This window comes from uncultured Corynebacterium sp. (genome assembly GCF_947253065.1).
Taxonomy (GTDB): domain Bacteria; phylum Actinomycetota; class Actinomycetes; order Mycobacteriales; family Mycobacteriaceae; genus Corynebacterium.
The window spans coordinates 1-24,641 of the sequence record NZ_CAMXWS010000004.1; the positions used below are offsets into that span (position 1 = coordinate 1).

General features: G+C 60.3%; 22 protein-coding genes. 16 read left to right on the plus strand and 6 right to left on the minus strand.

Going from position 1 to position 24,641, the window contains the following annotated elements; translation table 11 throughout:
- Window positions 1-40: 40 nt before the first annotated feature.
- Window positions 41-1,078: an HAD family phosphatase gene (locus Q0X21_RS01790; protein WP_297849986.1), complete on the minus strand. Its 1,038-nt coding sequence runs from the start codon at window positions 1,076-1,078 to the stop codon at window positions 41-43.
- A 117-nt stretch (window positions 1,079-1,195) separates the two neighbouring features.
- Between Q0X21_RS01790 and Q0X21_RS01795 the strand changes: the two genes are divergently transcribed.
- The 11 genes from Q0X21_RS01795 to Q0X21_RS01845 all read left to right on the plus strand — a co-directional run bounded on the left by Q0X21_RS01795 (window position 1,196) and on the right by Q0X21_RS01845 (window position 14,130).
- Entirely contained in the window at window positions 1,196-1,444 is a 249-nt protein-coding gene (locus tag Q0X21_RS01795) for a glutaredoxin family protein (protein ID WP_297849987.1), read from the plus strand.
- A 115-nt stretch (window positions 1,445-1,559) separates the two neighbouring features.
- The gene (locus Q0X21_RS01800; protein ID WP_297849988.1) at window positions 1,560-2,951 is read left to right on the plus strand and encodes a glutamyl-tRNA reductase; all 1,392 of its coding nucleotides are present in this window, start codon (window positions 1,560-1,562) and stop codon (window positions 2,949-2,951) included.
- Entirely contained in the window at window positions 2,948-3,862 is a 915-nt protein-coding gene (gene hemC / locus Q0X21_RS01805) for a hydroxymethylbilane synthase (protein ID WP_297849989.1), read from the plus strand. Before Q0X21_RS01800 ends, hemC begins: the two co-directional genes overlap by 4 nt.
- 196 nt (window positions 3,863-4,058) lie before the next feature.
- Entirely contained in the window at window positions 4,059-5,783 is a 1,725-nt protein-coding gene (locus Q0X21_RS01810; RefSeq protein ID WP_297850059.1) for a uroporphyrinogen-III synthase, read from the plus strand.
- Window positions 5,784-5,841: 58 nt separating this feature from the next.
- Window positions 5,842-6,915, plus strand: coding sequence for a porphobilinogen synthase (hemB, locus tag Q0X21_RS01815; protein WP_297849990.1), 1,074 nt, complete (start codon window positions 5,842-5,844; stop codon window positions 6,913-6,915).
- Window positions 6,915-7,571, plus strand: coding sequence for a hypothetical protein (locus Q0X21_RS01820; protein WP_297849991.1), 657 nt, complete (start codon window positions 6,915-6,917; stop codon window positions 7,569-7,571). The genes hemB and Q0X21_RS01820 overlap by 1 nt, the downstream gene beginning before the upstream one ends.
- A 34-nt stretch (window positions 7,572-7,605) precedes the next feature.
- Window positions 7,606-8,079: a hypothetical protein gene (locus Q0X21_RS01825; protein WP_297849992.1), complete on the plus strand. Its 474-nt coding sequence runs from the start codon at window positions 7,606-7,608 to the stop codon at window positions 8,077-8,079.
- Between the two features lie 74 nt (window positions 8,080-8,153).
- Window positions 8,154-10,835 carry a cation-translocating P-type ATPase gene (locus Q0X21_RS01830; protein WP_297849993.1) on the plus strand — a complete coding sequence of 894 codons (2,682 nt, stop codon included), beginning with the start codon at window positions 8,154-8,156 and terminating at the stop codon, window positions 10,833-10,835.
- Between the two features lie 33 nt (window positions 10,836-10,868).
- On the plus strand, window positions 10,869-11,918 hold the full coding sequence (hemE, locus tag Q0X21_RS01835) for a uroporphyrinogen decarboxylase (RefSeq protein ID WP_297849994.1): 1,050 nt from the start codon (window positions 10,869-10,871) through the stop codon (window positions 11,916-11,918).
- Window positions 11,918-13,342 (plus strand): protoporphyrinogen oxidase, encoded by a 1,425-nt coding sequence (locus Q0X21_RS01840; RefSeq protein WP_297849995.1) that lies wholly within the window; start codon window positions 11,918-11,920, stop codon window positions 13,340-13,342. The genes hemE and Q0X21_RS01840 overlap by 1 nt, the downstream gene beginning before the upstream one ends.
- 35 nt (window positions 13,343-13,377) lie before the next feature.
- Complete coding sequence (locus tag Q0X21_RS01845; protein WP_297849996.1) at window positions 13,378-14,130, plus strand: DedA family protein; 753 nt, start codon at window positions 13,378-13,380, stop codon at window positions 14,128-14,130.
- A 28-nt stretch (window positions 14,131-14,158) separates the two neighbouring features.
- Here Q0X21_RS01845 and galK read toward each other — a convergent pair whose 3' ends face one another.
- The 5 genes from galK to Q0X21_RS01870 are packed head-to-tail and all read right to left on the minus strand — an operon-like array spanning window position 14,159 to window position 19,392.
- Window positions 14,159-15,385, minus strand: a complete 1,227-nt coding sequence (gene galK / locus Q0X21_RS01850; RefSeq protein ID WP_297849997.1) for a galactokinase — start codon at window positions 15,383-15,385, stop codon at window positions 14,159-14,161.
- Window positions 15,382-16,491 (minus strand): galactose-1-phosphate uridylyltransferase, encoded by a 1,110-nt coding sequence (gene galT, locus Q0X21_RS01855; RefSeq protein ID WP_297849998.1) that lies wholly within the window; start codon window positions 16,489-16,491, stop codon window positions 15,382-15,384. Before galT ends, galK begins: the two co-directional genes overlap by 4 nt.
- A gap of 4 nt (window positions 16,492-16,495) precedes the next feature.
- Entirely contained in the window at window positions 16,496-16,792 is a 297-nt protein-coding gene (locus Q0X21_RS01860; protein ID WP_297849999.1) for a hypothetical protein, read from the minus strand.
- Between the two features lie 50 nt (window positions 16,793-16,842).
- Window positions 16,843-18,486, minus strand: coding sequence for a sodium:solute symporter family protein (locus tag Q0X21_RS01865; RefSeq protein WP_297850000.1), 1,644 nt, complete (start codon window positions 18,484-18,486; stop codon window positions 16,843-16,845).
- An 18-nt stretch (window positions 18,487-18,504) separates the two neighbouring features.
- On the minus strand, window positions 18,505-19,392 hold the full coding sequence (locus Q0X21_RS01870) for a hypothetical protein (protein ID WP_297850001.1): 888 nt from the start codon (window positions 19,390-19,392) through the stop codon (window positions 18,505-18,507).
- 119 nt (window positions 19,393-19,511) lie between these two features.
- On the opposite strand from Q0X21_RS01870, the gene hemL reads away from it, so the two are divergent.
- From hemL to Q0X21_RS01895, 5 genes are read left to right on the plus strand one after another with little or no spacing between them, the layout of a single operon-like run.
- Complete coding sequence (gene hemL, locus Q0X21_RS01875) at window positions 19,512-20,852, plus strand: glutamate-1-semialdehyde 2,1-aminomutase (protein ID WP_297850002.1); 1,341 nt, start codon at window positions 19,512-19,514, stop codon at window positions 20,850-20,852.
- Between the two features lie 27 nt (window positions 20,853-20,879).
- Window positions 20,880-21,482 carry a histidine phosphatase family protein gene (locus Q0X21_RS01880; protein WP_297850003.1) on the plus strand — a complete coding sequence of 201 codons (603 nt, stop codon included), beginning with the start codon at window positions 20,880-20,882 and terminating at the stop codon, window positions 21,480-21,482.
- Window positions 21,482-22,093, plus strand: a complete 612-nt coding sequence (locus Q0X21_RS01885) for a TlpA disulfide reductase family protein (RefSeq protein ID WP_297850004.1) — start codon at window positions 21,482-21,484, stop codon at window positions 22,091-22,093. The genes Q0X21_RS01880 and Q0X21_RS01885 overlap by 1 nt, the downstream gene beginning before the upstream one ends.
- Complete coding sequence (locus Q0X21_RS01890; protein ID WP_297850005.1) at window positions 22,094-22,876, plus strand: cytochrome c biogenesis CcdA family protein; 783 nt, start codon at window positions 22,094-22,096, stop codon at window positions 22,874-22,876. It begins immediately after the preceding gene.
- A gap of 33 nt (window positions 22,877-22,909) precedes the next feature.
- On the plus strand, window positions 22,910-24,631 hold the full coding sequence (locus tag Q0X21_RS01895) for a cytochrome c biogenesis protein ResB (protein WP_297850006.1): 1,722 nt from the start codon (window positions 22,910-22,912) through the stop codon (window positions 24,629-24,631).
- Window positions 24,632-24,641 lie beyond the last annotated feature (10 nt).

Consider the following 24,641-nt stretch of genomic DNA (forward strand, 5'->3'; position numbering starts at 1 on the left):
TGATCGGGCGAGCTTGGTGGGAGGGTGCTCTCGTTTGTAATTAGTGGCGCTTGCGTCGGCGCCACAGGAATGCGCCGACGCCGGCCGCGGTGATGCCGGCGGGCAGAATCCAGCTGAACAGAACGCGGCGCACCGGGCGGTAGTCGCGGATGAGCCAGCCGTGCTCTTCTGCATGCTTGCGCAGCTTGCTGTCTGGGTTGATGGCCACTGGTGTGCCCACCATGGACAGCATGGGGATGTCGTTGGCGGAATCGGAATAGGCGGTGCACTCGGCAAGGTCGAGACCTTGGATGGCGGCAAGGGCAGCGACAGCGTGAACCTTGCCGGGGCCGTGGAGGATATCGCCGACGAGGCGGCCGGTGAATTTACCGTCTTCTTCCTCAGCGACAGTGCCAAGCGCGCCGGTAAAGCCCATGCGGCGGGCGAGGAACTGGCCGACCTGGACGGGGGTGGCGGAAACAAGCCAAACTTGCTCGCCGGCGGCGACATGTAGGGCGGCGAGTTCGCGGGTACCGGAATAGGTGCGGTCGATGAGGCGCTCGTCGACAATATCGCTGCAGATTTCTTTGAGTGCTTCGACTTCTTGGCCTTTAACGAAATCGAGGGCCATTTCGCGGCCGGAACCGATGGCGTCGGGAAGCTCTTTGCCGAAGACGCGGTACTGGATCTGTGCCACGAGGTACGGGAAAATCTCGCTCAAGCTCAAGAATTTACGGCGGAATAACTCGTATCCGAGCAGGATTAGCGAAGAACCCTGGATGAGGGTGTTGTCGATGTCGAAGAAAGCCGCGGCACCGGCCTGTTGCGGAATGTCCGGGTCAGGTTTGGTCACTTCGATCCCGCCGGCAGTGGCGGCGGCGCCGGAGACAGAATCAACACCTGTGACGAATTCGTCGATGCTGATGCCAAAAGTCTCTTCAATAGCGGCTTCGGCGGCGGCTTCACCGGCGGTGCGCTGGTGGGCATCGTCGATAGGCGGAAGCGCTGTTTCCTCAATGAAGCGGCGCAGATTTCCCCGTGAAATAGACCATTGCGCGAGGTAATCGCGGCCGGAAAGGGGTCCGTTGTCGGGGCTCACGGCGAGATGGTCTCCTTATTTCACTTCAGGGCACGGGGCGCAGCACATTGCCGCGGGTAGTCTTGGTGAACATCGTATTCCCTTCAGTAGAGCGTAACCGTGACAAGGAGGCCCCGCATGGCGCGTTTGGTGCAAGTAATGGTCCGGCAGACCTGCGGTTCGTGCGCACGGGTCGTGGATCAAATCACCCCAGTGGTGGCGGAAGCAGGCGCGCAACTCGAAATAGTTGATGTAGATGAGAGCGATGAGCTCGCCGCTGAGTTCGGGGACCGCGTGCCAGTGATCGTCATCGATGATGAAGAGTTCGCTTGCTGGGAAGTAGACAATGACGAACTTGCGGCGGAGCTGGGGGCAAAAGCTGGGTGACCCCGTGAGGGCAGGGCGGTTGTGGCGCTCCTGCATGTCGGGGGTAGTCTTTGGGTTGACTTGTGGCGCTGCCTTTGTGCTGGTTGCCGAGTGAGCTGGTCTGGAGGAATTTTTCGTGAGTGTTCTCGTGGTGGGCATGTCCCACCGCTCGGCGCCGGTCGCGCTGCTTGAGCGGTTGAGCATGGATGACGCCGTGAAGAACGAGGCTGGCGAAGCTTTCACTCAGCAGCCGAGCCTGTCTGAGGCAATGATCATCTCCACCTGCAACAGGCTTGAGGTCTATGCAGTCACGAATGCTTTCCACACTGGTGTGAATGATGTGCTGCGTGTACTGGAGCAGTTCTCCGGTGTTGACGTCGCTGAACTGCGGAGTTACTTGTACGTCCGCTATGCGGATGCGGCGGCAGAGCACCTGATGCGCGTGGCTGCTGGCTTGGATTCCATGGTGGTGGGCGAGCAGCAGATCATCGGCCAGGTGCGTGCGGCGTACCAGGATGCCACCGAGCGTGGCACGATCGGCCCGGCCCTGCATGCATTGGTGCAGTCTGCACTGCATACCGGTAAGCGCATCCATTCGGAGACCGCTATTGACGATGCGGGTGCATCAATGGTTACCTTCGCGCTCGATGAGGCGATGAAAGAAATGGGTGTGGAGTCCCTCAAGGGACGCACAGCGTTGGTGCTCGGTGCTGGGGCAATGTCGTCATTGGCGGCAACGAACCTGGGTAAGCGTGGCGTGGACCGGCTCATTTTGGCTAACCGCACCCGTTCACGCGCGGAGCGTCTCGCCGAGCATGCACGTGAGGCAGGCGTGGCAGCAGAAGTCGTGGATTTCTCTGCCCGGGCTGGTGCTTTGTCGCGTGTGGATATTGCTGTGTCCGCCACCGCGAGCGATGGTTTCACGCTCACTCCAGAAGATATTTCGGGCCCGGCGACCTTGGTGGATCTGTCTTTGCCACGCGATATTGATGATGCGGTGGTGCAGCTTGACGGTGTCACGTTGATCAATATCGAAGCGCTGCACGCAAAGCTTGACGACGATGATGTGAACCCAGGCTCAACGCATGAAGGGTCTTCGGCACGTCGGATGGCTGAGCAGATTGTTGCTGATGAGATCGCTAATTTCAGCAGCGAGCAGCGTGTGCGAGATGTCGCACCGATGGTCAAGCAGCTGCGCGTGAATGCGGCGGAGACTGCCCAGGCGGAATTGGAACGGCTCCGTTCGCGCCTGCCGCAGCTGGATGCCGATGAATTCGAAGAGGTCTCCCGCACTGTTAAGCGTGTGGTGGATAAATTGCTCCACCAGCCGACGGTGAAAATCAAAGAGCTCGCGGCGTTGCCCGATGAGGTCAGCTATGAGATCGCTATCGAGGAATTATTTGGCCTCACCGGCGGGAAAGATACGACGACCGGCTTAGCTGGTGGCGATACAACCGGGATTAAATCCGCTGGAAGTTTTGAGAAGAACTCGCTGTCCGGGTTCTGCGAGAAAGGAAACGAGCAGTGACTGAAGCGACCAACAACACCAATGCGTCCCGTACCTTGCGCGTAGCTACGCGTGGTTCGAAACTTGCCCAGACCCAAGCAGGGCACATGCGGGATGCGCTTATCGAAGCTGGCCATGACGCCGAGCTGACCATTGTCACCACCGCTGGTGACCTGAGCCAGGCGCCGGTTGAACGGATCGGTGTCGGTGTGTTCACCACCGCGATCCGTCAGGCCGTTTTCGATGATGAGGCCGATGTGGCGGTGCACTCTTTCAAGGATTTACCCACGGCAGATGAGCCGCGGACGCACTTGATCATTCCGGTGAGGGAGGACCGCCGTGAAGCGCTTATTGCGCGCGATGGTCTGACGTTGGCGGAGCTTCCGCAGGGCTCGAAGGTGGGTACGTCGGCGCCGCGTCGTATTTCGCAGCTGAAGGCAATGCGTCCGGACCTGGATATCCGTCCGCTGCGCGGCAATATTGATTCGCGTATGGGCCGTGTGACCAGTGGCGAACTTGATGCCGTGGTTCTCGCTTACGCTGGTTTAACCCGTGTTGGTTTGGGTGATCGTGCGACGCAGGTCTTTGACCCGACTGAATTCATGCCAGCTCCCGCGCAGGGTGCATTGGCGGTGGAATGCCGTGCGGATGATGATTATGCGCGCGCAGCGATCGACAAATTGGTCAGCGCTGATGATACGAAGTGCGCGATGGCAGAGCGCACTGTTCTGGCTGTACTGGAAGCTGGCTGCACGGCACCGGTGGCTTCCACCGCGACTATTGATGGCGATGAAATCACCCTGCGTGGTGGCGTTTTCGCGCTCGATGGTTCGGGCCAACTCGTGGAAGAAGCAAAGGGCACGGACCCAATTGAATTGGGCCGTGAAGTGGCCAAGAAGCTTTTCGACGGCGGAGCTGCCCAGTTCCTCTAGCCCTCGCTCGACGGCATTAATTTCTTGAATTCGCCCTACTAAATTAAGGTGTAGTTACCATACGCCGTCAGCGCCGCTACTCATCTGGTCCCCGTTTTGGTTTTTTGGGGCTTTTAGCAGGCGCGATGCGCACCTTTGTAAGTAATGTTTGTCGCGATCTGCTTAGAAAAGATTTGAGTCAATGACGAGTGCTGCCATGCCGCTGTCCGCGGATGAAAACGCGTCTGTTACCCCTTCGGCGACCCCAACGCCGCGGGGCAAAGTGATTTTCGTTGGTGCTGGCCCAGGCAACCCTGATTTGCTCACCATCCGTGCGCGCGAGGTGCTTGAGCGTAACGCAGTCGCAGTGATTGATCCGGACGTCTCTGCAGGTGTCCGCGATGTTGTGGCTGCAGGCCTGCCTGTGCCGGAGGATAAACTCAAGGCGGCTGAGGAAGCATACGAGGAGATGTGCGCTAAGGCGAAGGAGGCCGGTGCACGCCGTAAACCGCCGAAGCCGGCGGATCCGACTGCCGCGGAGTTGTCTGAGGTTGAGCCCCAGGGCGAGGGCATTGTCGCTCCGCTTGAATCGGCTTTGGATGAGGCTGCTGCTGCGATCGATCGTGGGGAAACGGGCGATGGTGATGTGATTCGTTTGGTTGCCGGTAACCCGTTGACCCGGAACGCGATCATGGAGGAGATCTCCGCAGTTGCTGCTGCTGGCCTGGAATTCCAGGTGGTGCCGGGCATGTCTTTGCCGTCGACGGTGCCGTCTTTCGCAGGTATCGGTCTGGGCTCTACGTACACCGAGGCAGATTTGAATAATGAGCCGGTGGACTGGGACGGCCTGGCCGCGGCTCCGCAGCCGTTGGTGCTGCAGGGTGAGGCACACCATTTGTCGGTGATCGCTGAGGAGCTCACTTCACGTGGCTACAGCGCATCCACTCCGTTGACTGTGACGGTCAATGGCACGACGCGTCTGCAGCGGACATTTGATGCGACGCTGGGCACCGTGGGCAAGTTGGACACGGATTTGGATGGCACGCTTGTGGTCACCATTGGCACGGCCGTTGATGATCGTTCGAAGTACTCCTGGTGGGAGAACCGTCCTCTGTATGGCTGGCGTGTGCTCGTGCCGCGCGCGAAGCAGCAGGCGGGCCCGATGAATGCACGTCTGACGTCGTACGGTGCAATTCCGCAGTCGGTGCCGACGATCTCGATGGAAGCTCCCCGTAACCCGGCGCAGATGGATCGTGCCATCAAGGGCATTGTTGAGGGCCGCTACCAGTGGATTGTGTTCACCTCGGTCAACGGTGTGAACGCCGTATGGGACAAATTCGAGGAGCTCGGCCTGGATGCCCGTTCGTTCGCGGGCGTGCACCTTGCGGCAGTGGGCACCAAGACCGCTGATGCGATTCGTGCTCGTGGCATGTTCCCGGAATTGTTGCCGCACCGCACGAAGCAGAATGCGCAGGGGCTTGTCGACGTCTTCCCGGAGTACGTCGAGGAGATCGACCCGGTTGGCCGTGTGCTGTTGCCGCGCGCGGATATCGGCACGGACGTGCTGGTCGATGGCCTGGTGGAGAAGGGCTGGGAGGTCGACGATGTCGTGGCCTACCGCACTGTGCGAGCAGCACCGCCGGCGCCTGAGGTGCGCGACATGATCAAGACCGGTGGTTTTGATGCTGTCTGCTTCACGTCTGCTTCGACGGTGAAGAACCTCGTGGGCATCGCAGGCAAGCCACATGCGCGCACGATCATCGCGTGCATTGGCCCGATGGCTGCAGCAGAAGCGAAGGAGCAGGGACTGCGTGTCGACGTTGTGCCTGAGGTGGCGGATGTGCCCTCGCTTGTCGACGCATTGGCGGAGCATGTTGCCGGCTTGCGCGCTGCTGGCCAGCTGCCGCCGCCGCGTAAGAAGCGTCGCACTCGTCGTTCCTAAGACACTTTAAGTACTGACATTCACCGGCCATTTTCCCGTGGTCGGTGAACTTCCTAATATGGGGTGCGTGTCTGATTCAGCTCTAAATCCCCAGAATGTTGGTCCCGTGCGTCGTCCGCGTCGTCTGCGCCGCAGCCCAGTGATGCGTGCGATGGTCGCCGAGACCCAGTTGCACCCGAGTGATTTCATCCTCCCGTTGTTCGTCGCTGACGACCTTGGGGAAAGCGGTGAGAAGCGCGAGATCCCGTCCATGCCAGGTGTGTACCAGCACAGCATGGATTCTTTGGTGGAGATCTGCCGCGAAGCCGTGGAGCTCGGTGTTCCGTGCGTGGACTTGTTTGGTGTCCCGCGCGATGAGGACAAGGATGCAGAAGGCTCGCAGGCGTGGGCGCCGGACGGCATTTTGAATCGTGCGCTGTCTCGTCTGCGTGAAGAATTCGGTGATGATCTGCTGATCATGGCCGATACGTGCCTTGATGAATTCACTGATCACGGCCACTGCGGTGTGGTCACTACTGATGCTCACGGCAATGATGTTGTGGACAATGATGCGACGCTGCCGCTGTATGTGAAGATGGCGGTTTCCCAGGCAGAAGCCGGCGCGCACATTGTGAGTCCGTCGGGCATGATGGACGGCCAAATTGAGGTGATCCGTGCCGCGCTTGATGAGGCAGGGTGGCAGGATGTCGCCATCATGGCGTATTCCGCGAAGTACGCTTCGGCATTTTTCGGTCCATTCCGTGATGCTGTCGGATCTTCGCTGACTGGTGATCGTCGTACGTACCAGCAGGACCCGGCGAATATTCGTGAGTCCCTTCTTGAGGTGGAGTTGGATCTTGCCGAGGGGGCGGATTTTGTGATGGTCAAGCCGGCTCTGCCATACCTGGATGTGCTGACCAAGATCGCGGAGATCTCCCCGGTCCCGGTGGCGGCCTACCAAGTCTCCGGCGAGTACGCGATGATTCAGGCGGCCGGTGCGAATGGGTGGACTGATCGGGATGCCACGATGATGGAGTCCTTGATGTCCATCAAGCGTGCTGGTGCTGACCAGATCTTCACATATTTCGCACTTGATGCAGCTCGAATTCTTTCAGGACAAGCAGGTGGCGCTGGCAAGAAAGCAGGCAAATAATGACGGTGCCTAATCCCGGCAATTGGCCAGGCAGCGGGGTGGAGCAGCCGGTGGGGAAGAAGGGGGCGTCGATAAGCGATAGCTCTGATCCGCACGACCGGAAGACCCCTCCGGAGACTGTGCGCTACCTGCTGTTGGCATGGGTGATCATGCTCGGTGGCGAGCTTGTACACCAGCTTTTCGGTGTGGTTATGGGCATGCTCAATCCATCGCGGATGATGGAGGCGGCGCGTGAGGCGAATAAGTCTGTCGGCAGCGACGCGATCGGCGATGACCAGGTCAAATTCATTGTTTATGTCGCGTTGGGCCTGATGGCAGTGTTCACGCTCGCTGTCGTATTTGTGCTCGTCTTGGCTTTGAAAGCTGTGGCGCAACAAAAGGGCTGGGCGCGCAATGCGCTGATGCTACTGGTGGTTTTCTCCGTGTTCTTCGCTATGCGCATGCTCACGGTGGTGCTGGTTGGCGGTGCCGCAACGGATGGTGTGCCTACCGCTGTTGTCGCGCTCGACGGGGTGATTCAAATCATCGCTGGTGTTGCTGCCGTGTGTGGTCTGATTTTCGCGTCTCAGGAAGAGACGAAGAAGTGGACCGCGAAGCCGGAGTCTGGTGCCAATGGTGCGCGGCGCGACCATAATGATTCCAGCCCTGTTGCGTAGAAACTGACCAGAAAGCACCCCCATCATGGCCGGAATGTTCCCAACTTTCATTAGTCACCCGGATGACGCCAACCGCCGTTATTCGGCGCAAGCTGGCGATGAATGGCCACGGAATTTGCAGATCGGTTTTTATCTGATCTGCACAGCGTCGGTGATCATGCTGCTCACTGGCATGTTGCTGTTTTCTGAGGGTGCACCTCAGATGGGCGATGTGGCAGCGCAGCAAAAAGCCACGATGAATTGGCGCACCGTGACATTCGGCAACATCATTCTGGGCGTTTTGCTCGTTTCGGCAGCGGCATATTTCCGGCAGGGCAATAAGGTCGCGCGGCGCTTCGCAGCTGGTTTCACTGCGGCCGCCCTGTTTTTGAATCTGACTGCTTTTCTGGTTCACCTGGTCACGGCGTGGACAGCTGTGTTGGTTGCTGTCCTTCTTGCTTTCGCGATGCTGTTTGCCTTCCGCCCGGACTCCAATGCGTTTGTGGATAAAATGAGCCCCCGGTTCTAAGCTGACCATTCAGATTAATGACGAGCATGAAATGGCTTGTCGCAGACTACAAGTGCGCAAAAGAGGTGAAATAAGTGCCCCACGAGATGGACGAAGAGAATAAAGAGGCGGCAACTGCTGCTGACTCTGCTGTAGATCTCGGCGATGATGCCAGCGAATCTGATGATTCGGGTGAGCTTGGCCGCTCCATCGAAGACGCGCACGAAGCGGCACGCCAAGCTGGTTTTGGCATTGGTAGCGAAGCGGATGACACCGATCATTCTGGTTGGGCCGCCGCCGGTGAGGTCCCAGACCGCCCTCACGTTTCTTATTCCTTCCTATTGGAGGGGCTTCCAGCTGCGCCGGACGTGGAGGAAGTGGAACAGGCAGTTGAATCTCTCGACGGGGTGGAGTGCCGCATTGTTTACCCGCGTTCGACGGCATGGATCACCGCGACGGTAGACACGAGCCCGCAGGCGATCATTTCGAAATTCGCGGCGATGGGGGTCACGGCGACAATGTCGGAGACCTCCTTGTTGCGGTACACAACGCGCACGCAGAGCGCGGAGCACCATGCTCGCCGGAAGCCAATCAAGGACATGCCGAGCCGTATGCGTCGGCAGCGACGTCTGCTTGAGCGTTCGCTCGACCAGGCACGTCAGGCGGGTTACGGTCAGCGCCGCCAGACGCACAAACAGCACGAAGATGTCTTGTACACCGCGCGCGATCTGGTCACTCCGGCGCGCATGTGGTTGGCGCTTGTGCTCACTATTCCGGTGTTGGTTTTCGCGTATTTCGAGCCAGCTCAATTTGATGGTTGGCAGTGGGTTTCGCTCGCGTTGTCCACACCGGTTGTCACGTGGTGCGCGTTGCCTTTCCACCGCGCGATGTTGGGCGGTGTGCGCAGAGGTATCGCGGCCCTTGATGGGGCGAGCTCGGTTGCTGTGCTCATTGCGTATTTGTGGTCAGCTGCGGTGATCGCATTTGCCCCGACCGGGCACCGTGGGTGGCATTCCGGCTTTTCCTGGTTTGCCACGACTCAGGGCACAGTGGATGGGCCTGAGCTTTTCCTCGACGTGGCTTGCGGGATTACGTCGTTGTTGCTCATCGGTCGCAGGTTTTCCATCCGGTCGCGCAGCACGCTTATCGACGAGCTTGCCGACGCCACGCTAGATCCGGAAACCGAGTACACCCGCGTGAACAAACGACGCGGAGGAGCGGACTGCGACGAGGAGAAAATCCCTGTTTCAGAAATCAACCATGGTGACGACATCAAGGTGTACCGCGGGGAGATCATTCCGGTGGACGGCAAGATCATGGGTGGCCGTGCGATGTTGCGCCCGGGATTGATCGATGTTCACGAACCAGTGGACGTGAAGGTCGGCTCGTTTGTGTACGCCGGTTCTGTGATTCACGAAGGTGAGATCAAGGTTCGTGCGCAAAAGACTGGTCACTCGACTCGTTGGCAGGCTGTCCAGACCTGGTTGATGGATGTGGAGCGCCGTCAGCGTTTCGCTTCGATGGAGTACGCCCGTGGTGCGGCTTTGCTGTTGCCGTTGGCGATGGCTGTGGCATTGTTCAGCTTCATTCTGTGGGGCTTGATTGCACGTGATTACAACGCTGCACTTCGCACAGCCCTTGCGGTGCTTGCTGGTGTGGCGCCGGCCGCATTGGCTCTTTCGCCAGCGCTGGCTTTGCGCCTTGGTGTTGAATCCGCGGCACGCAACGGCATGCTTGTTCGTGAGGGCGAGACGCTGCGCAGCCTTGAAGATGTGGACACGGTGGTGTTCAACCGCGTGGGCACGTTGGCGGAGTCGAAGATGTTCGTCGAGTCCGTCACGGCGCTGGAAGGCGAGAGTGAGGAGATGGTGCTGCGCATCGCTGGTGCGTTGTCCATGGAATACACTCACCCGGCTTCCCGTGCGTTAGTGCATGGTGCCCGTGAGGCGCGTTCGCAGGCAGACGATAATCCGGCGCTGCCAACGCGCTATGAACTCGTTGCTGTTGAACAGCAGCCGAGTGGTGATGTGACGGGTCGAATCTCGCTGACTTACGTCGATGAGGAAGGCTGTGAGACCGTCTCTCAGGTCGAGGCGCACCTGTGGCGTCCGGTGAACCTGTCGCATCTGCATGGCCGGTTGGCTGTGGCGGCCACCTCGGGTGGCACCCCGATCGTTGTTGGCTGGAAGGGCAAGGACCGCGGTGTGGTCACGTTGTTCGATCCTTTCAAGGACGATGCCGATGAGGCTGTGACGATGTTGGAATCGCGCGGCATTGAGACGGTCATGCTCACCCGTGATACCTATCCGGTGGCGCGTCGTTTCGCTGATTATTTGGGCATTTCAACGGTGCTGGCGGGTATTACCAATGACCGTAAGCCGGGTGCGATCCGCAACCTGCGCGCCGGCGGAGCACATGTCGCAATGGTGGGCGATAACACCGTGATTGATGCGCTGCGGGCAGCGAATATCAGCATGATGTACGCCAGTGCTGATGACATTGATACCGGCCAACGGCGGAAGCGGAAGCTGTCTGCGGTCTTGCTCCGTGAGGATGTCGCGGCGGTGCCACAGCTGATCGTTCATGCGCAAAGAGTCGGTGCGCTGATTGATCGGAATCAGGCGCTGTCGTGGGGGTACAACATCACGATTCTCGCTGTTGCTGCCGCAGGCGCTATCCCGCCGATCGTTGCGACGGTGCTGATGCTCGGCTCATCAGTGCTCATTGAACTGCTCTCTCAACGGGCGCGGCACTTCCCCCGAATCGACCGGTTGTGACACCTGTGGCCTGTATGGGCCACAATGGACAGCATGACTCGACGTGAGCTGAATCAAGCCCCCATTGTGGAGGCCGCTTTGGGCCGTACACCGTCGCGAACCCCCGTGTGGTTCATGCGACAAGCTGGCCGATCCTTGCCCGAATACCGCGAAGTGCGTGAGGGCATTGCCATGCTCGACTCGTGCTTCATGCCGGAGCTGCTCGCGGAGATCACGCTACAGCCAGTCCGGCGCCATGATGTCGATGCGGCGATCTTGTTTTCCGATATTGTCGTGCCGCTCAAGGCTGCTGGTGTTGATGTAGAGATCGTCCCGGGCCGTGGCCCGGTGATGGGCGAGGCGATCCGCACGAAGGAAGATGTGGCTAATTTGCCGATTCTTGACCATGAGGTCGAAGAAGTCGCACAGGGCATTGGCCACATTCTGGATGAGTTGAGTGATACTCAGGCCCTCATCGGTTTCGTTGGTGCACCCTTCACTTTGGCCAGCTATCTCGTTGAGGGTGGGCCGAGCAAGAACCATGAGAAGACCAAGGCCATGATGCACGGTGATCCGGAGACGTGGCATGAGCTCATGCGTCGCCTGGTGCCCACGATCACCGCGTTTTTGCGTACGCAGGTCGAAGCTGGCATTGATGCGATGCAGCTGTTTGATTCCTGGGCTGGTTTCCTTACGGAGGCGGACTACCGCCGCCACGTGCTGCCGTATTCCACGGAGATCCTGGAAACAGTTGCTGGTGAGATCCCGCGTATCCACTTCGGTGTCGCTACCGGTGAATTGCTCGGTGCGATGTCGGAGGCTGGCAGCGAAGTAATGGGTGTGGATTGGCGCGTGCCGTTGGATAAGGCAGCTGAGCGCTTTGCATCCCCACGTGTTCTGCAGGGCAACCTGGACCCAGCATTGCTGTTCGCGGGCGAGGACATCGTGCGTGAGGAAGTCACCCGCATCAAGGCCGAGGCTGCCCGCGCAGTGGCTGCAGGCACCGCCACGGGCCACATTTTCAACCTAGGCCACGGCGTGCTGCCGACCACTGATGCCGAGGCGATCACCGAGGCAGTGCGCATCATTCACGAGGAGAGCTAATGAATATCGCCATCATCGGCGCAGGCTTGGCTGGTCTGACCGTCGCCTATGAGCTCCGTAACGCTGCGAACATGCACGTGGACGTCTACGAGGCCACCGACCGGATTGGCGGCAAGCTCCACACCGTCGCTTTCGAGGGCGGCCCGACGGATATGGGTGCGGAAGCATTCATGGCCCGCCGCAAGGATGCAGTCGATTTCTTCACGGAGCTCGGCCTGGGCGATTCGCTAGTTGAGCCTTCTGGTCTTCGTTCGCTCGTCTGGGTCGACGGGAAGGCACAGTCGTTGCCGACCGGCGGCGTCATGGGCATTCCGGGAGAATCAGCGACGGTCGCGCACCTCGTTTCAGAACAAACAGCGAAGCTTATCGACGACGAAGCTAACCGCCCCGGCTTCACTTGGCCCGAAGATGGCGATCTGAATGTCGGCGCGCTTGTGCGTGAGCGTTACGGCGATGATGTGGTGGACAATGTCGTCTCTGCCTTGCTGGGCGGGGTGTATTCGTGCACGGCTGATGATCTCGGTGTGCGTGCCACGATCCCCCAACTCGCTGCTGAATTTGATCGACTCGCGGCCAAGAATCCCGAGCGAACCGTTCACCTGTCCACTGCCGTGCGCAACCTCGAGGCACAACGCAAAGAGCTGCCCACCGGCCACGGTGCGGTATTCAACGCGTTCCGTGATGGCTACCAAGAGGTCTACGAGACTCTCGCGGAGAAGTCCGGGGCAGATATCTACATCGATGCTTTTGTCTCCGGGATCCAGCGCGCTGAATCCAAAGACAGCAAGGACGACAACAGTGGGGCGACCACCGGCTTCCGCCTCAAGGGTGGGGAGGACAAAGTCTATGACCATGTTGTCCTCGCTGTTCCCGCACCGACCGCCGCGCTGTTGCTCAAGCAGATCGCGCCGGAGACAGCACAGAGCTTGTCGGGCATAAAGCTGGCTAATTCCGTGGTGGTGGGCATGCGCTTTGCCACCGATGAGGGCCTGCCACAGAATTCTGGCGTTCTCGTCGCCACTGGGGCAGATGATGTGAAGGCGAAGGCCTTCACGTTCTCCTCCCGCAAATGGCCACACCTGGCTGAGCGTGGTGGCGCGCTCGTCCGTGCTAGCTTCGGTCGCTTCGGCGACGATATTGCAATCCGTGCTGATGAGGATGACTTGGTGGACTGGGCGCTCGATGACCTTGCCACCATCACCGGTTTTGATGGCCGCGAAGCGGGTCTGGAAGAGATCTACGTCCAGCGCTGGTTTGGCGGGTTGCCGCGCTTTGATGAGAAGCATGTGGAAACGGTGGCGGACGTCGATAAGCAACTTGCTTCCCTCGACGGCATTTCCGCAACGGGTGCGTGGGCCGGTGGCGTCGGCGTGCCCGCTGTGATCGCGCATGCGCGCAAGGTGGCCCAAGAGCTGGCGCGGTGACATTCGTCGTTGTTCACGCGGTAGGTTAAGAAACCATGTCGCATGACAATGACAAGATTGACGCGAACCAGCCCGGCGTGGACAACGAGCCCACCGCCAACGAAGCTGAGCGCGAATGGTGGGAAGAGCCCGGCATGCCGTGGAATTCCAAACCGACCAAGGAAGACTATTGGTGCCTTGGTTGGATTGGTTTTGTCGGCTTGTTCGGAATGGCCCTGATCCCGCTGCGTGCGTGGCTGCTGGGTCTGGATCCGCCGATCTTGTTGGCGTTGACCGGTTCCCGTATCGGTGCGGCCTCCACCGGCGCTCTCGCTGCAGTGGGGGAGGCATCCGGCTGGCTTTGGTACGTGCTCATCGGTTCGCTGGTGGCCATCAAATTCGACTGGGTCTATTGGTGGGCAGGCAAGCTGTGGGGCCGTGGCATCTTGGATGTGCAAGCGCAGAATTCGAAGCGCACAGCAAAGAACTTCGAACGGGTGGAAGGTTGGTTCCACAAACTCGGTTGGCTGGCGATTTTCTTTGCCTACCTGCCTATTCCGCTGCCCATCAAGTTTGTTGTGCTCGTGCTCACCGGTGCCACTGGAATGTCGTGGCAGAAGATGATGGTGTTGGACTTCCTGTCCAAGACGGCGTGGACGCTGCTGTACTTCTGGCTCGGCTGGATGATTGGCGAGCCAGTCGTTTATGTCCTTGAGCAGTACGCCAAGATCGCCAACTGGATCGCGATCGGGCTGCTGGTGGTCATCTTCGTCGGCGTGTTCCGCCGCCAGGCGAAGAATGCGAACTAGGTAGCAGCGCCGATCGCGATCGGGCGAACTACACCTTCCGGGCACCGTCCTGGGCGCTCGTGGCGTAGATCGCGGGGGTGGGGAAACCGCCTTTATCGGTGGCTTCAATGATCGCGGTGGCGATCGCTTCAGCCCGGTCTGCGGGGCACAGAGCGATGGTGGAACCACCGAATCCACCACCAGTGATACGGGCACCGACAGCACCAGCAGCACGTGCTGCACGCACGGCTGTTTCAAGTGCATCCGGGACGATCTCATAATCATCACGCAAAGACGCGTGACTGTCGTTCATCAGACGACCGAAGTGTTCGATATCCCCGGCCTTGAGCGCTTCCACCGCTTCGATGGTGCGTGCGGTTTCGGAATGGACGTGGCGCACACGGCGGCGCACCACCTCCGGATCATTACCCAGGGCATCTTCGGGGTGATCAGTTGTCCAGGTGACTGCCCGCTCAACAATGTCATTTTCACGGAAGGTGCAGGACAGAGCGGCTGCGGTGGCGTCGATAAGCCCGCGGCGTGAACTGTACTCGCCGGTGGCGTGGGAGTGCTCGACGCGGCTATCCACGACGAGCAAGGTGTAGCCCTCAAGATCGCAGGGGACCTGCTCGTGCGTGTTTTCCAGGAAGTCCAGGGCGAGTGCGAAGCCAGCGCGTCCACGCACGACTGCATTTTGGTCCAGCCCGCCAGTATTGGCGCCGACGTAGAAATTCTCCGCGCGCATCGTCGCGGCAATGAGATCCTCGTCGCTGGTGCCCAGCTCATAGAGATCACGCGCAGCCACGCCGACTGCGCACTCGAGCGCGGCGGAACTGGACAGCCCGGAACCGAGCGGAACATCGGAAACGACCGCGAGATCCATGCCGCCCGCGCCGAGCGCGTGAACGGTGCCGGCGATATAGCCCCGCCAATCTGGCAAGATGCCTGGCTGCGCATCCGTAGCATTCACTGCCGCGTCGAGGTCCGCGAGGGGGACAGAGGCATCCAGCAGCTCCCCATTCGGTGACTGGGAGAGCATGCGCAAAACACCGTCGTCACGCTTCCGTGCTGCGACCGCCGTTGCCATAGTGGTGGCAAACGGCAAACAGACACCAAAGGCATAGTCGACGTGATCACCAATCAGATTCACACGGCCAGGGGCGAGCCAGGTGCCCACCGACTCAGAAGAAGCAGCGGTATCAGGGGTGTGTGCAGTGAGGAATTCGCGTGCCGCCGCGGCGAGCTCTTCCGGCGAGCGAGTAGCAGAAACGATCATGCGTAATGCTCCTTGATGGTGGATGCGATGGTTTCCGGAGTGGTGTCGTTGATCCACACACTCATGCCGGATTCGCTTCCGGCGAGGAACTTCATGCGATTCGGTGATCGCATCAACGAGAACAACTGCAGGTGGAAACGACCATCAGTTGGCGCATCCACCGGGGCCTGGTTCCACGCCGCGATATACGGGGTGCGCTCCACGCCCTCGAAGAAGTGATCAACAGCGGCGAAGAGCTTGTGGCAGATCGCTGCCAGGTCATCGCGTTCCTCATCGTTAAGTGCTGCGAAATCCGGGACGGCACGCTTTGCCATCACCATGACCTCCAGCGGCCACTTGGCGCCGGCGGGTGTGAAGACAAGGAAGTGCTCAGAATCCTCAATCACGCGGGTAGCGGCGCGCTGCTCGGCGGCGATAATGTCGTCGAAAAGCTCGTGGCCGTGTTGCTCACGGTGACTGGCGGCGCGCCGGGCAATTGCAGCGGTGCGGGGTGGAACGAACGGGTAGGAATAAATCTGCCCATGCGGGTGGTGCAAGGTCACACCGATTTCTTCGCCACGGTTCTCAAAGGGGAACACGGCCTTTACCTCGTCGATCGCGGAAAGCTCCGCGGTACGGTGAGCCCAGACGTCGATGAGGGCGCGCTTGCGCTCCAACGACAGATCCTTAAACGAGCCATCAGCATCAGGGGTGAAGCAGACGACCTCGCAGCGGGCGAGTGCTGGTGCACGCTCGAAAAGGTCCTCGCCGTCAACACGCAGATCAACATCCTCGCTGATCGTCTGGTGCATGCTGAGTGAAGGGAACCGGTTCTCAAACACCACTACCTGGTAATCCGCCTCCGGGATCTCACTCGGCTTTTGGCCCGGACGCGTCGGCGCCAACGGGTCCTCATTTGCCGGTGGGAGGAACGTGCGGTTCTGGCGGTGCGCTGCGTAGATTGCCCACTCACCGGTCAACGGGTCGCGGCGCATCCACGATTCAGTCTCCACCACCGGCAGGCCACGCTCATCGGCGGCGGTGCGGTCCGGGGTGCCGGGCTCGTCGAAGTAGATGAGCTCGCGGCCATCCGACAGATTCGTGCGAGTGATCTTGAGATCGGTCATGTGCTTAAGCGGCTTCCAGAGTCTCGGGGTTGAAAACAATCGGGCGCAGCCGTGCCCACGCGAAGAAAACCACGGCGGCAACGGCCAAAGCGATGCCCACCCACAGGTTATCGGCGGAATCCTTCGCGGCGCCGGTGTCAGCATTGACGCCCGGGTCCAGAACAAACGAACAAATGATGAGCACCAGGCCATAGATGGCCAGCAGAGCAGCGATGACATTGCGGATATCAAATGCTGCGGTGGCTGCCTTCGGCTTCGGCTCCTGTGCGGGATTTTGTCCCTGAGAATGTGCAGTAGTCATGTGAATCAGATCCTTAAATTGATCGAGAATCAGTGGCCGACATCAGCCGTTTAGAGGAACACCAGGTTGAGAGCAACAACGAGAACACCGGCGATGATGCCGAGCGGGATCGTGCGCTGGTACCAGGGGAGGGTGGCCTCGGAGGCGTCGACAAGCTGTTCCTTTGGGGTGACGCTGCGGACAAAGCCAACGAGCTCCTTGTCCGGCTTCGGGGCAGTGAACAGCGAAACGATGACGCTGACTGCGATGTCCACGACGAAAGCGAGGGAAGCTGCGACGAATGCGGTGCCCTGACCCGGAAGGGTGACCATCGGGTTCTCGCCCAGCGAGAGCGCCCAGAAGCAGATCGCTGCTGCGGTACCGGCGACCAGGCCGGACCAACCTGCATGCGGGGTCATGCGCTTCCAGAACATACCGAGGATGAAGGTGGCAAACAGCGGGGCGTTGAAGAAGCCGAACAGTGTTTGCAGGTAGTCCATGATGTTGCCGAAATTCGCGGCGAGCAGCGCGGTGAAAACAGCAATCACGGTCGCACCCACGGTGGCCAGACGGCCAACGCGCAAGTAGTAATCATCCTCACGGTCCTTGACCACATAGGTCTGCCACAGGTCGTAGCTGAACACGGTGTTGAACGACGAAATATTGGCGGCCATACCGGCCATGAATGCAGCCAACAGGCCAGCGATACCAACACCCAGCAGACCGTTGGGGAGCAGGTCACGCATCAGGTACAGCACCGCGTCGTTCGGGTTTGCCGCACCCTCCATGATCGGGGTGACCAGAACAGAGGCGATCATGCCGGGCACGACCACGATGAATGGGATGAGCATCTTCGGGAAGGCGCCGATGATCGGAGTCTTGCGTGCCGACGCCAGCGAGTCCGACGCCATTGCGCGCTGGACCTCCACGAAGTTGGTGGTCCAATAACCGAAGGACAAAACGAAGCCCAGGCCGAAGACAATGCCCACGACAGACCACACCGGGTGCTCGAAACCGGACAGGCCCTGGCCAGGCCATGCGGAGAAGTGAGTCGGGTCATTGATGGATTCCTTCAGTCCGCTCCAGCCACCAACATGACGCAGACCAATGATGGTCAATGGCAAAAGCGCAGCGATGATGACGAAGAACTGCAGCACCTCGTTATAGATCGCTGCAGACAGACCACCGAGGGTGATGTAAGCCAAAACGATCACGGCAGCGACCACCAGGGTTGCCCACAACGGCCAGCCGAGCAGTGCTTCGACGACGGTGGCCAGCAGATACAGGTTCACACCAGCGATGAGCAGCTGCGCAACTGCGAAAGACAGAGCATTGACCAAGTGTGCGGCTGGACCGAAACGCTTGAGCATGAACTCCGGCACGGAACGGACCTTGGAGCCGTAGTAGAACGGCATCATCACAATGCCGAGGAAGATCATGGCGGGAACGGCACCGATCCAGAAATAGTGCATTGTCTGCACGCCGTATTCCACACCGTTGGCGGACATACCGATGATTTCCACCGCGCCCAAGTTGGCGGAGATGAAAGCTAGGCCAGTGATCCAGGCGGGCAGGCCACGGCCGGAGAGGAAGAAGTCGATGGAGGACGACACGCCGCGTTTAGCTGCCCAGCCAATGCCCAAGACAAAGGCGAAGAAGACAGCGACGAGGAGATAGTCGACCCAGGAGGCGTCGAGCCGCAAGGCGGTATCCATGTGCGGGAATCTCGCTTTCTAGTTTTCGTGTGTAATCGCCCGTACCGACCAGCCCACCGTCAGGTGGCCGCCGGGGTCGAGCACGGTCAGATCCTCGCCGGTGGCGAGTGCATTTGGGGGAGCAGTCATCGGTTCGACTGCTACGTGACGCTGCGGGGAGGTGAAGATCTGTGTCCACGGCAGATTCGCCGTAGCGGCCAGTTCCACACCGGTTCCGCTTGCATCCACCAAGCGTGCGACACGTGGCCGGTCGGGCACTGGGTCGTACCCGGCATCATCAAGCCACGTATCGCACATCTGGATGGGACTATTCGGCCAGGGCTCGAGTTCCCCGGTCGGGATGTTGCGTGCATCCAGCGGTTGTCGCTGCGCGATGGTGTGGTGCAAGGTGCATTCATCTGAATGCGCGCCTTGTGCCTCCAGGTAGGTGTGCACACCGAGTGCGCACGGGGCTGGTTCATCGGCGAGGTTCACCGCTGTCATGGATGCATCAAGGCCGTCGTCGGTGAGCTGGTAGTGCACGGTCAGCTCGATTGGCCAGGGCCAACCAGGCTCAGGGCCGAGCACGGTGCGCAGCGTTGCGTGATCATCGCCTGTAGCTGACCGGTCGATCTCAAAGATGCGGTGCACGGTGAAGCCGTGGAGTGCATGTCCGAGGTTCGGCTCGGTCACTTCAAGCGAATAGGTGGTGCCGCGGAAGGTGAAGGTCGCATCAGCGACGCGGTTCGGCCAAGGCGCGAGCACAATATTTGCAGCTTGCGGTGGGTGCGTGCCCTTTTCAAAGCTGCGTAGCAACGGACGTGAATCAACCGTAAGCGAACGAATTGCCGCACCGGAAGCAGAAACACTAGCTTCCACCGCGCCGCGCTTCAGCGTCATTTCGGGGACCAAGTGGTCAACATCCATACCCCGAATTATCCAACTGGATACCCCCGAACCAAAAATCTGTCCCGCAGATTCGGGGGATGAACCACAGCGATTCGGGGTTCTTCGCGCATGAGGGGCTCTGGCCTAGAATCGTGGCCATGACTTCTTCCGCATCTAATGTGCCATCCGCCCCGACGTCGCAGAATACCGCTCGCTCCGCTGAGCTTTTCGCGCGCGCCAAGGCCGTCACCCCAGGTGGCGTGAATTCGCCGGTGCGCGGCTTCGGTTCTGTGGGGGGACAAACACGCTTCATCAAGGAAGCGCACGGCTCGACGCTTATCGACGTCGACGGCAATTCCTACGTTGACCTCGTCGGTTCTTGGGGCCCGATGATTCACGGCAATACCCACCCGCAGATCGTTGAGGCTGTTGAGAAGGCCCTGAAAGATGGCTTGTCTTTCGGTGCGCCGACTGAGGCAGAGGTGCGATTGGCCGAGATGATTGTGGATCGCACCAGCGTGGAGCAGGTCCGCATGGTCAATTCCGGTACGGAGGCCACGATGAGTGCTGTGCGCCTGGCGCGTGGCTACACGGGCCGGTCGAAGATCCTGAAATTTGAGGGCTGCTACCACGGCCACGTGGATGCTTTGCTGGCATCTGCTGGTTCCGGTGTGGCCACCTTCGCGCTGCCGGATACCCCTGGTGTGACTGGTGCGCAGGCAGGCGACACGATCGTCGTGCCGTACAACGACCTTGATGCTGTGCGTGAGGCTTTTGCTGCTCACCCGGGTGAGATCGCCGCGATTATCACCGAGGCTGCTGCCGGCAATATGGGCACGGTCGCCCCGGTGGAGGGTTTTAACCAGGGGCTCAAGGACATTGCTCATGCTGATGGCGCGCTGCTGATCATCGACGAGGTCATGACTGGCTTCCGCACCTCCTACCAGGGTTGGTACGGCGTCGATCATGTCGCAGGTGACCTGACCACCTTTGGCAAGGTCGTTTCCGGTGGTCTGCCTGCTGCAGCTTTCGGTGGCCGCAAGGAGATCATGGAGAAGCTCGCGCCGACCGGTCCCGTTTATCAGGCAGGCACGCTGTCGGGTAATCCGGTGGCGATGGCGGCTGGTGCTGCGTCGCTAAGCCTTGCTTCTGAGGAGATCTACCCGCAGCTTTCCGCGAATGCCGACCGCATGGCTACCTTGCTGCACGAAGCGCTTGATCGCGCAGGTGTCGCACACAATATCCAGCGCGCAGCCACGATGTTCTCCGTGCGCTTCGCTGAAGGTCAGGGCAATAATTTCGCCGACATGAAGGCAGCGGACACGTTCCGCTACGCGCCCTTCTTCCACGCGCTTCTCGACGCAGGTGTGCACGCCGCCCCGAGCGCCTTCGAAACCTGGTTTGTGTCCACGGCTTTGACCGATGCAGACTTTGAAAAGATCGAACAGGCGCTGCGTCCTGCAGCTGAAGCAGCGGCGGCAGCCACACCGGACGCTTAAAACACACGGCGCGGAGAGGAACCCACCATGGCGAAAACCGTCGTGCACCTGGTGCGTCACGGGGAAGTGCACAACCCGGGCAAGATCCTGTATGGGCGGCTACCCGATTTTCACTTGAGTTCCCGCGGGCGCTCCATGGCGGCATGCACCGCGAAGAGCTTTGCGGGCCGGGACGTGGTGTACTTGGCGGCCTCCCCAATGGAGCGCGTGCAAGAAACCGCAGCGCCGATCGCGGAAGTGACCGGTCTGGAGATCCAGACTGACCGGGATCTGATCGAAGCTGGCAATATCTTCGAAGGCCTGCGCACCAAGGGTTTCCCGAATCAGCTGCTCAACCCGATCCGCTGGCGGCATATGACGAATCCGCTCAAGCCGAGCTGGGGTGAGCCGTACACGGAGATTCTCGAGCGCATGCAGCGTGCTGTTGCTGGTGCGCGCCGGGAAGCTGAAGGTCATGAGGCGATCTTGGTTTCGCATCAGTTGCCGATTGTGATGATGCAGCGTTGGGCCGCTGGCAAGCCTTTGGCTCACGCCTCCCGCCAGTGCGAACTTGCCAGCGTGACGTCCCTGGTTTTTGAAGGGGACACTTTGACCGATTGGACCTACGACGAGCCAGCGAGGGATATCTAATGGCTAACCGCCCCCGCAAAATCGCCGCACTGTTGTGCGCAGGTGCACTGTCCGCAACGACGTTGACGGCGTGCACGAGCCCGGATTCCGCTGAGACATTCTCCTTCCATTCGCCCGGTGGCCAGGTGGAGATCTTCTATGACGAAGCGGATCGCGCACCGCTGGAGAATTTCTCCGGTGAATCGCTGATGGAGCCCGGCAAAGAAATCTCCCTGTCAGATTTCGACGGCCAGATCGTCGTGCTCAACGCCTGGGGGCAGTGGTGCGCGCCGTGCCGCGCGGAGGTCGACGACTTGGAAGAGGTGCAGCAGCATCTCGCTGACACTGGTGACGGCGGTACGCCAACTGGCACTGTGCTGGGCATCAATGTGCGCGACTACCAGCCGGAGATCGCCCGGGACTTCGTCACCGACAACGGCGTGACCTACCCGTCGATCTACGACCCACCGTTCCGCACCGCCGGTGCGCTGGGCGGTTTCCCCACCTCGGTGATCCCCACCACCGTGATCCTGGACAAACAACACCGCCCGGCCGCGGTGTTCCTGCGCGAGATCTCCGCCGATGACATCATCGAAGTCACCGACCGTCTGGCGGCTGAGGCAGAGGCGTAAATGGGACAGACATTCGCTGACCTCGCCGCCTCCGGACCGCTGCTGCTGGGAATTCTCGCGGCGGCGCTCGCCGGGCTGGTGTCTTTCGCCTCCCCGTGCGTCGTCCCGCTCGTGCCGGGCTACATGTCGTATCTCACCGGCATCGTCGGTGGGGAAGTGACCACTGAGAACGGTGAAGTAGCCGTGGGGCGCAAGCGCAAATGGGCAGTGGTCGGCGCTGCATGCCTGTTCATTCTCGGTTTCACCGTCGTCTTCCTGCTGGCCACCGTCACGGTGCTGGGGGCGATCAGCCTGATCAGGCTCAATGAAGAGACACTCATGCGCGCCGGCGGTGTGATCACCATCCTCATGGGCCTGGTGTTCATGGGCACGGTGCCCATGCTGCAGCGCGATACCCGCATGCAACCGAAGAAATGGGCGACCTGGCTTGGCGCGCCGCTGCTCGGCGGGGTCTTCGCGCTCGGCTGGACCCCGTGCTTGGGGCCCACGCTCGGCGCGGTGATCTCCGTGTCGGTGGGCACCGATGGGTTCACTGCCGTGCGCGGCATCATCCTGGTCGTCGCGTACTGCCTCGGCCTGGGCATTCCGTTCCTGCTCATGGCGCTCGGCTCCGCGCATGCGGTGGAGGCGATCGGTTTCCTGCGCAAGCACTCGCGTACTATCCAGATCATCGGCGGAGTGGCCATGATCATCGTCGGTGTGCTGCTGCTCACCGGAGCATGGAACGTGTTCATCGGTTGGACCCGCCAATGGGTGGACGGCTACGGCACCACCTTGCTGTAGTTGTAACGGACGTGAAAATGATTCGGAAACGACATGCTTAACACCGCGATGACTTGGGCAAAGAAGCTCTGGCATTGGCTGACCAGTATGCGTACCGCGCTGGTCCTGCTGTTCCTGCTCGCGCTCATCTCCGTTCCGGGCGCACTTTTGCCGCAGCGTGAGATCAGCGAAAGCCAGGTCAACGAGTACCTGGAAGCCAACCCGGTGATGGGCAAGATCTACGACAAGCTCATGCTTTTCGACGTCTTCTCGTCCCCCGTCTTCGTCGCTCTGCTGACGCTTTTGATCATCTCCTTGATCGGCTGCATCATTCCGCGCTCGATCGACCACTACAAGGCATATAACGCGGATCCGACGCGTGCACCGAAATACCTGCAGCGCATGCCACACCACGCCACCGGCGAGGTGGACATGCCGGTCGAAGATGCAGTGGCACACGCGAAACGCACCCTGCGCAAGTGGCGTGTCGCGCGTTATGAGCCTTCTGCCGACCGCGCCGGGGCAGTGTCCCTGTCCGCGGAGCGCGGCTACACCCGTGAGCTCGCGAACTTGTTGTTCCACATCTCCATCGTGGCGATCATCGCGATTTTCGCGTACGGCCGCATGGTCTTCTACGAAGGCCAGGTCATCATGGTCACCAATTCCGAATCGGAATACGCAGTGCCCGTGGAACAGACACGCGAGTTCTGCAATACGTCCCCCGCCAATTTTGATACCTTCCGCGCCGGACCGCTTTTCGACGGCACCGGTCTCACCCCCTTCTGCTTCGTCTCCCACGACTTCACCGCGGAATACCTAGATAATGGCCAGGCTGATTCCTTCGGCTCCCGTGTCTCTTTCGCAGCAGGCGATGAGATGGCTACCGACCCTGAGACCTGGGAGGACTACCGGCTGCAGGTCAACCACCCACTGCGCATCGGCGGTGATCGTGTCTACCTGCAGGGCCACGGTTTCGCCCCGCAGATCACGGTGACGTGGCCGAATGGTGAATCCCGCACGCAGATGATCCAGTACCGCCCAACGGACCTGACTTTCTTCTTGTCCAACGGCGTGATGCGCTTTGATCCGCCGGCGGGCATGTACCCGGATCTTGGCGAGCGTCGCCAGCACCAGTTGGCCATCGAAGGTGTCTTTGCCCCGACTGCGCAGTGGACTGGTCCGAATGGTGACATGCTGCAGTCTGCGTTCCCGTCGATGAATGACCCGGCGGTCTCGCTCGATGTCTATGCCGGTGATGCCGGTCTGGATACGGGCCGCCCGCAGAACTTCTTCACTCTGGACCAAGCACTCATCGCAAACGGGCAGCTGCAGCGCGCCGACCGCGTGCATCTGGCCGCCGGGGAGGAAGCGCAGATTCCCACCGGTAAGAAGACACCGGAGGGCGAGGACGAGGTAGTCACCGTGCGTTTCGACGGTGCCGCTGAATACGCCAACTACCAGATCTCCCGCGACCCGACGCAGTTCTGGGCACTCGTGGCCACCACGATCATGCTTGGTTCACTGATCGGCTCACTGCTGATCAAGCGTCGTCGCGTGTGGGTGCGTTTCTATCCGACCGATGGCGGTACCGTCCGCGTGGAACTCGCCGGTCTTGCCCGCACCGACCGCGCCGGATGGGGCGGTGAATTCGATGACATCGTCGAAGAGATCCTGCATGGTCGTAGCACTGATACTGACGATGGCGCTGACACTGACAGTTCCGGTCGTGCTGGCGGTGCCGATGAGCGCGACGATGACGAAGAAGAGTGGCACTAGCTTTTCTAGG

Excerpts from the sequence above, each read along its gene's own strand:
- Q0X21_RS01795 (WP_297849987.1), top strand. The coding sequence starts at position 1,196 with ATGGCGCGTTTGGTGCAAGTAATGGTCCGGCAGACCTGCGGTTCGTGC.
- Q0X21_RS01810 (WP_297850059.1), top strand. The coding sequence starts at position 4,059 with ATGCCGCTGTCCGCGGATGAAAACGCGTCTGTTACCCCTTCGGCGACC.
- hemB (WP_297849990.1), top strand. The coding sequence starts at position 5,842 with ATGGGGTGCGTGTCTGATTCAGCTCTAAATCCCCAGAATGTTGGTCCC.
- Q0X21_RS01820 (WP_297849991.1), top strand. The coding sequence starts at position 6,915 with ATGACGGTGCCTAATCCCGGCAATTGGCCAGGCAGCGGGGTGGAGCAG.
- Q0X21_RS01825 (WP_297849992.1), top strand. The coding sequence starts at position 7,606 with ATGTTCCCAACTTTCATTAGTCACCCGGATGACGCCAACCGCCGTTAT.
- hemE (WP_297849994.1), top strand. The coding sequence starts at position 10,869 with ATGACTCGACGTGAGCTGAATCAAGCCCCCATTGTGGAGGCCGCTTTG.
- Q0X21_RS01840 (WP_297849995.1), top strand. The coding sequence starts at position 11,918 with ATGAATATCGCCATCATCGGCGCAGGCTTGGCTGGTCTGACCGTCGCC.
- Q0X21_RS01845 (WP_297849996.1), top strand. The coding sequence starts at position 13,378 with ATGTCGCATGACAATGACAAGATTGACGCGAACCAGCCCGGCGTGGAC.
- galK (WP_297849997.1), bottom strand. The coding sequence starts at position 15,385 with ATGATCGTTTCTGCTACTCGCTCGCCGGAAGAGCTCGCCGCGGCGGCA.
- galT (WP_297849998.1), bottom strand. The coding sequence starts at position 16,491 with ATGACCGATCTCAAGATCACTCGCACGAATCTGTCGGATGGCCGCGAG.
- Q0X21_RS01860 (WP_297849999.1), bottom strand. The coding sequence starts at position 16,792 with ATGACTACTGCACATTCTCAGGGACAAAATCCCGCACAGGAGCCGAAG.
- Q0X21_RS01865 (WP_297850000.1), bottom strand. The coding sequence starts at position 18,486 with ATGGATACCGCCTTGCGGCTCGACGCCTCCTGGGTCGACTATCTCCTC.
- Q0X21_RS01870 (WP_297850001.1), bottom strand. The coding sequence starts at position 19,392 with ATGGATGTTGACCACTTGGTCCCCGAAATGACGCTGAAGCGCGGCGCG.
- hemL (WP_297850002.1), top strand. The coding sequence starts at position 19,512 with ATGACTTCTTCCGCATCTAATGTGCCATCCGCCCCGACGTCGCAGAAT.
- Q0X21_RS01880 (WP_297850003.1), top strand. The coding sequence starts at position 20,880 with ATGGCGAAAACCGTCGTGCACCTGGTGCGTCACGGGGAAGTGCACAAC.
- Q0X21_RS01885 (WP_297850004.1), top strand. The coding sequence starts at position 21,482 with ATGGCTAACCGCCCCCGCAAAATCGCCGCACTGTTGTGCGCAGGTGCA.
- Q0X21_RS01890 (WP_297850005.1), top strand. The coding sequence starts at position 22,094 with ATGGGACAGACATTCGCTGACCTCGCCGCCTCCGGACCGCTGCTGCTG.
- Q0X21_RS01895 (WP_297850006.1), top strand. The coding sequence starts at position 22,910 with ATGCTTAACACCGCGATGACTTGGGCAAAGAAGCTCTGGCATTGGCTG.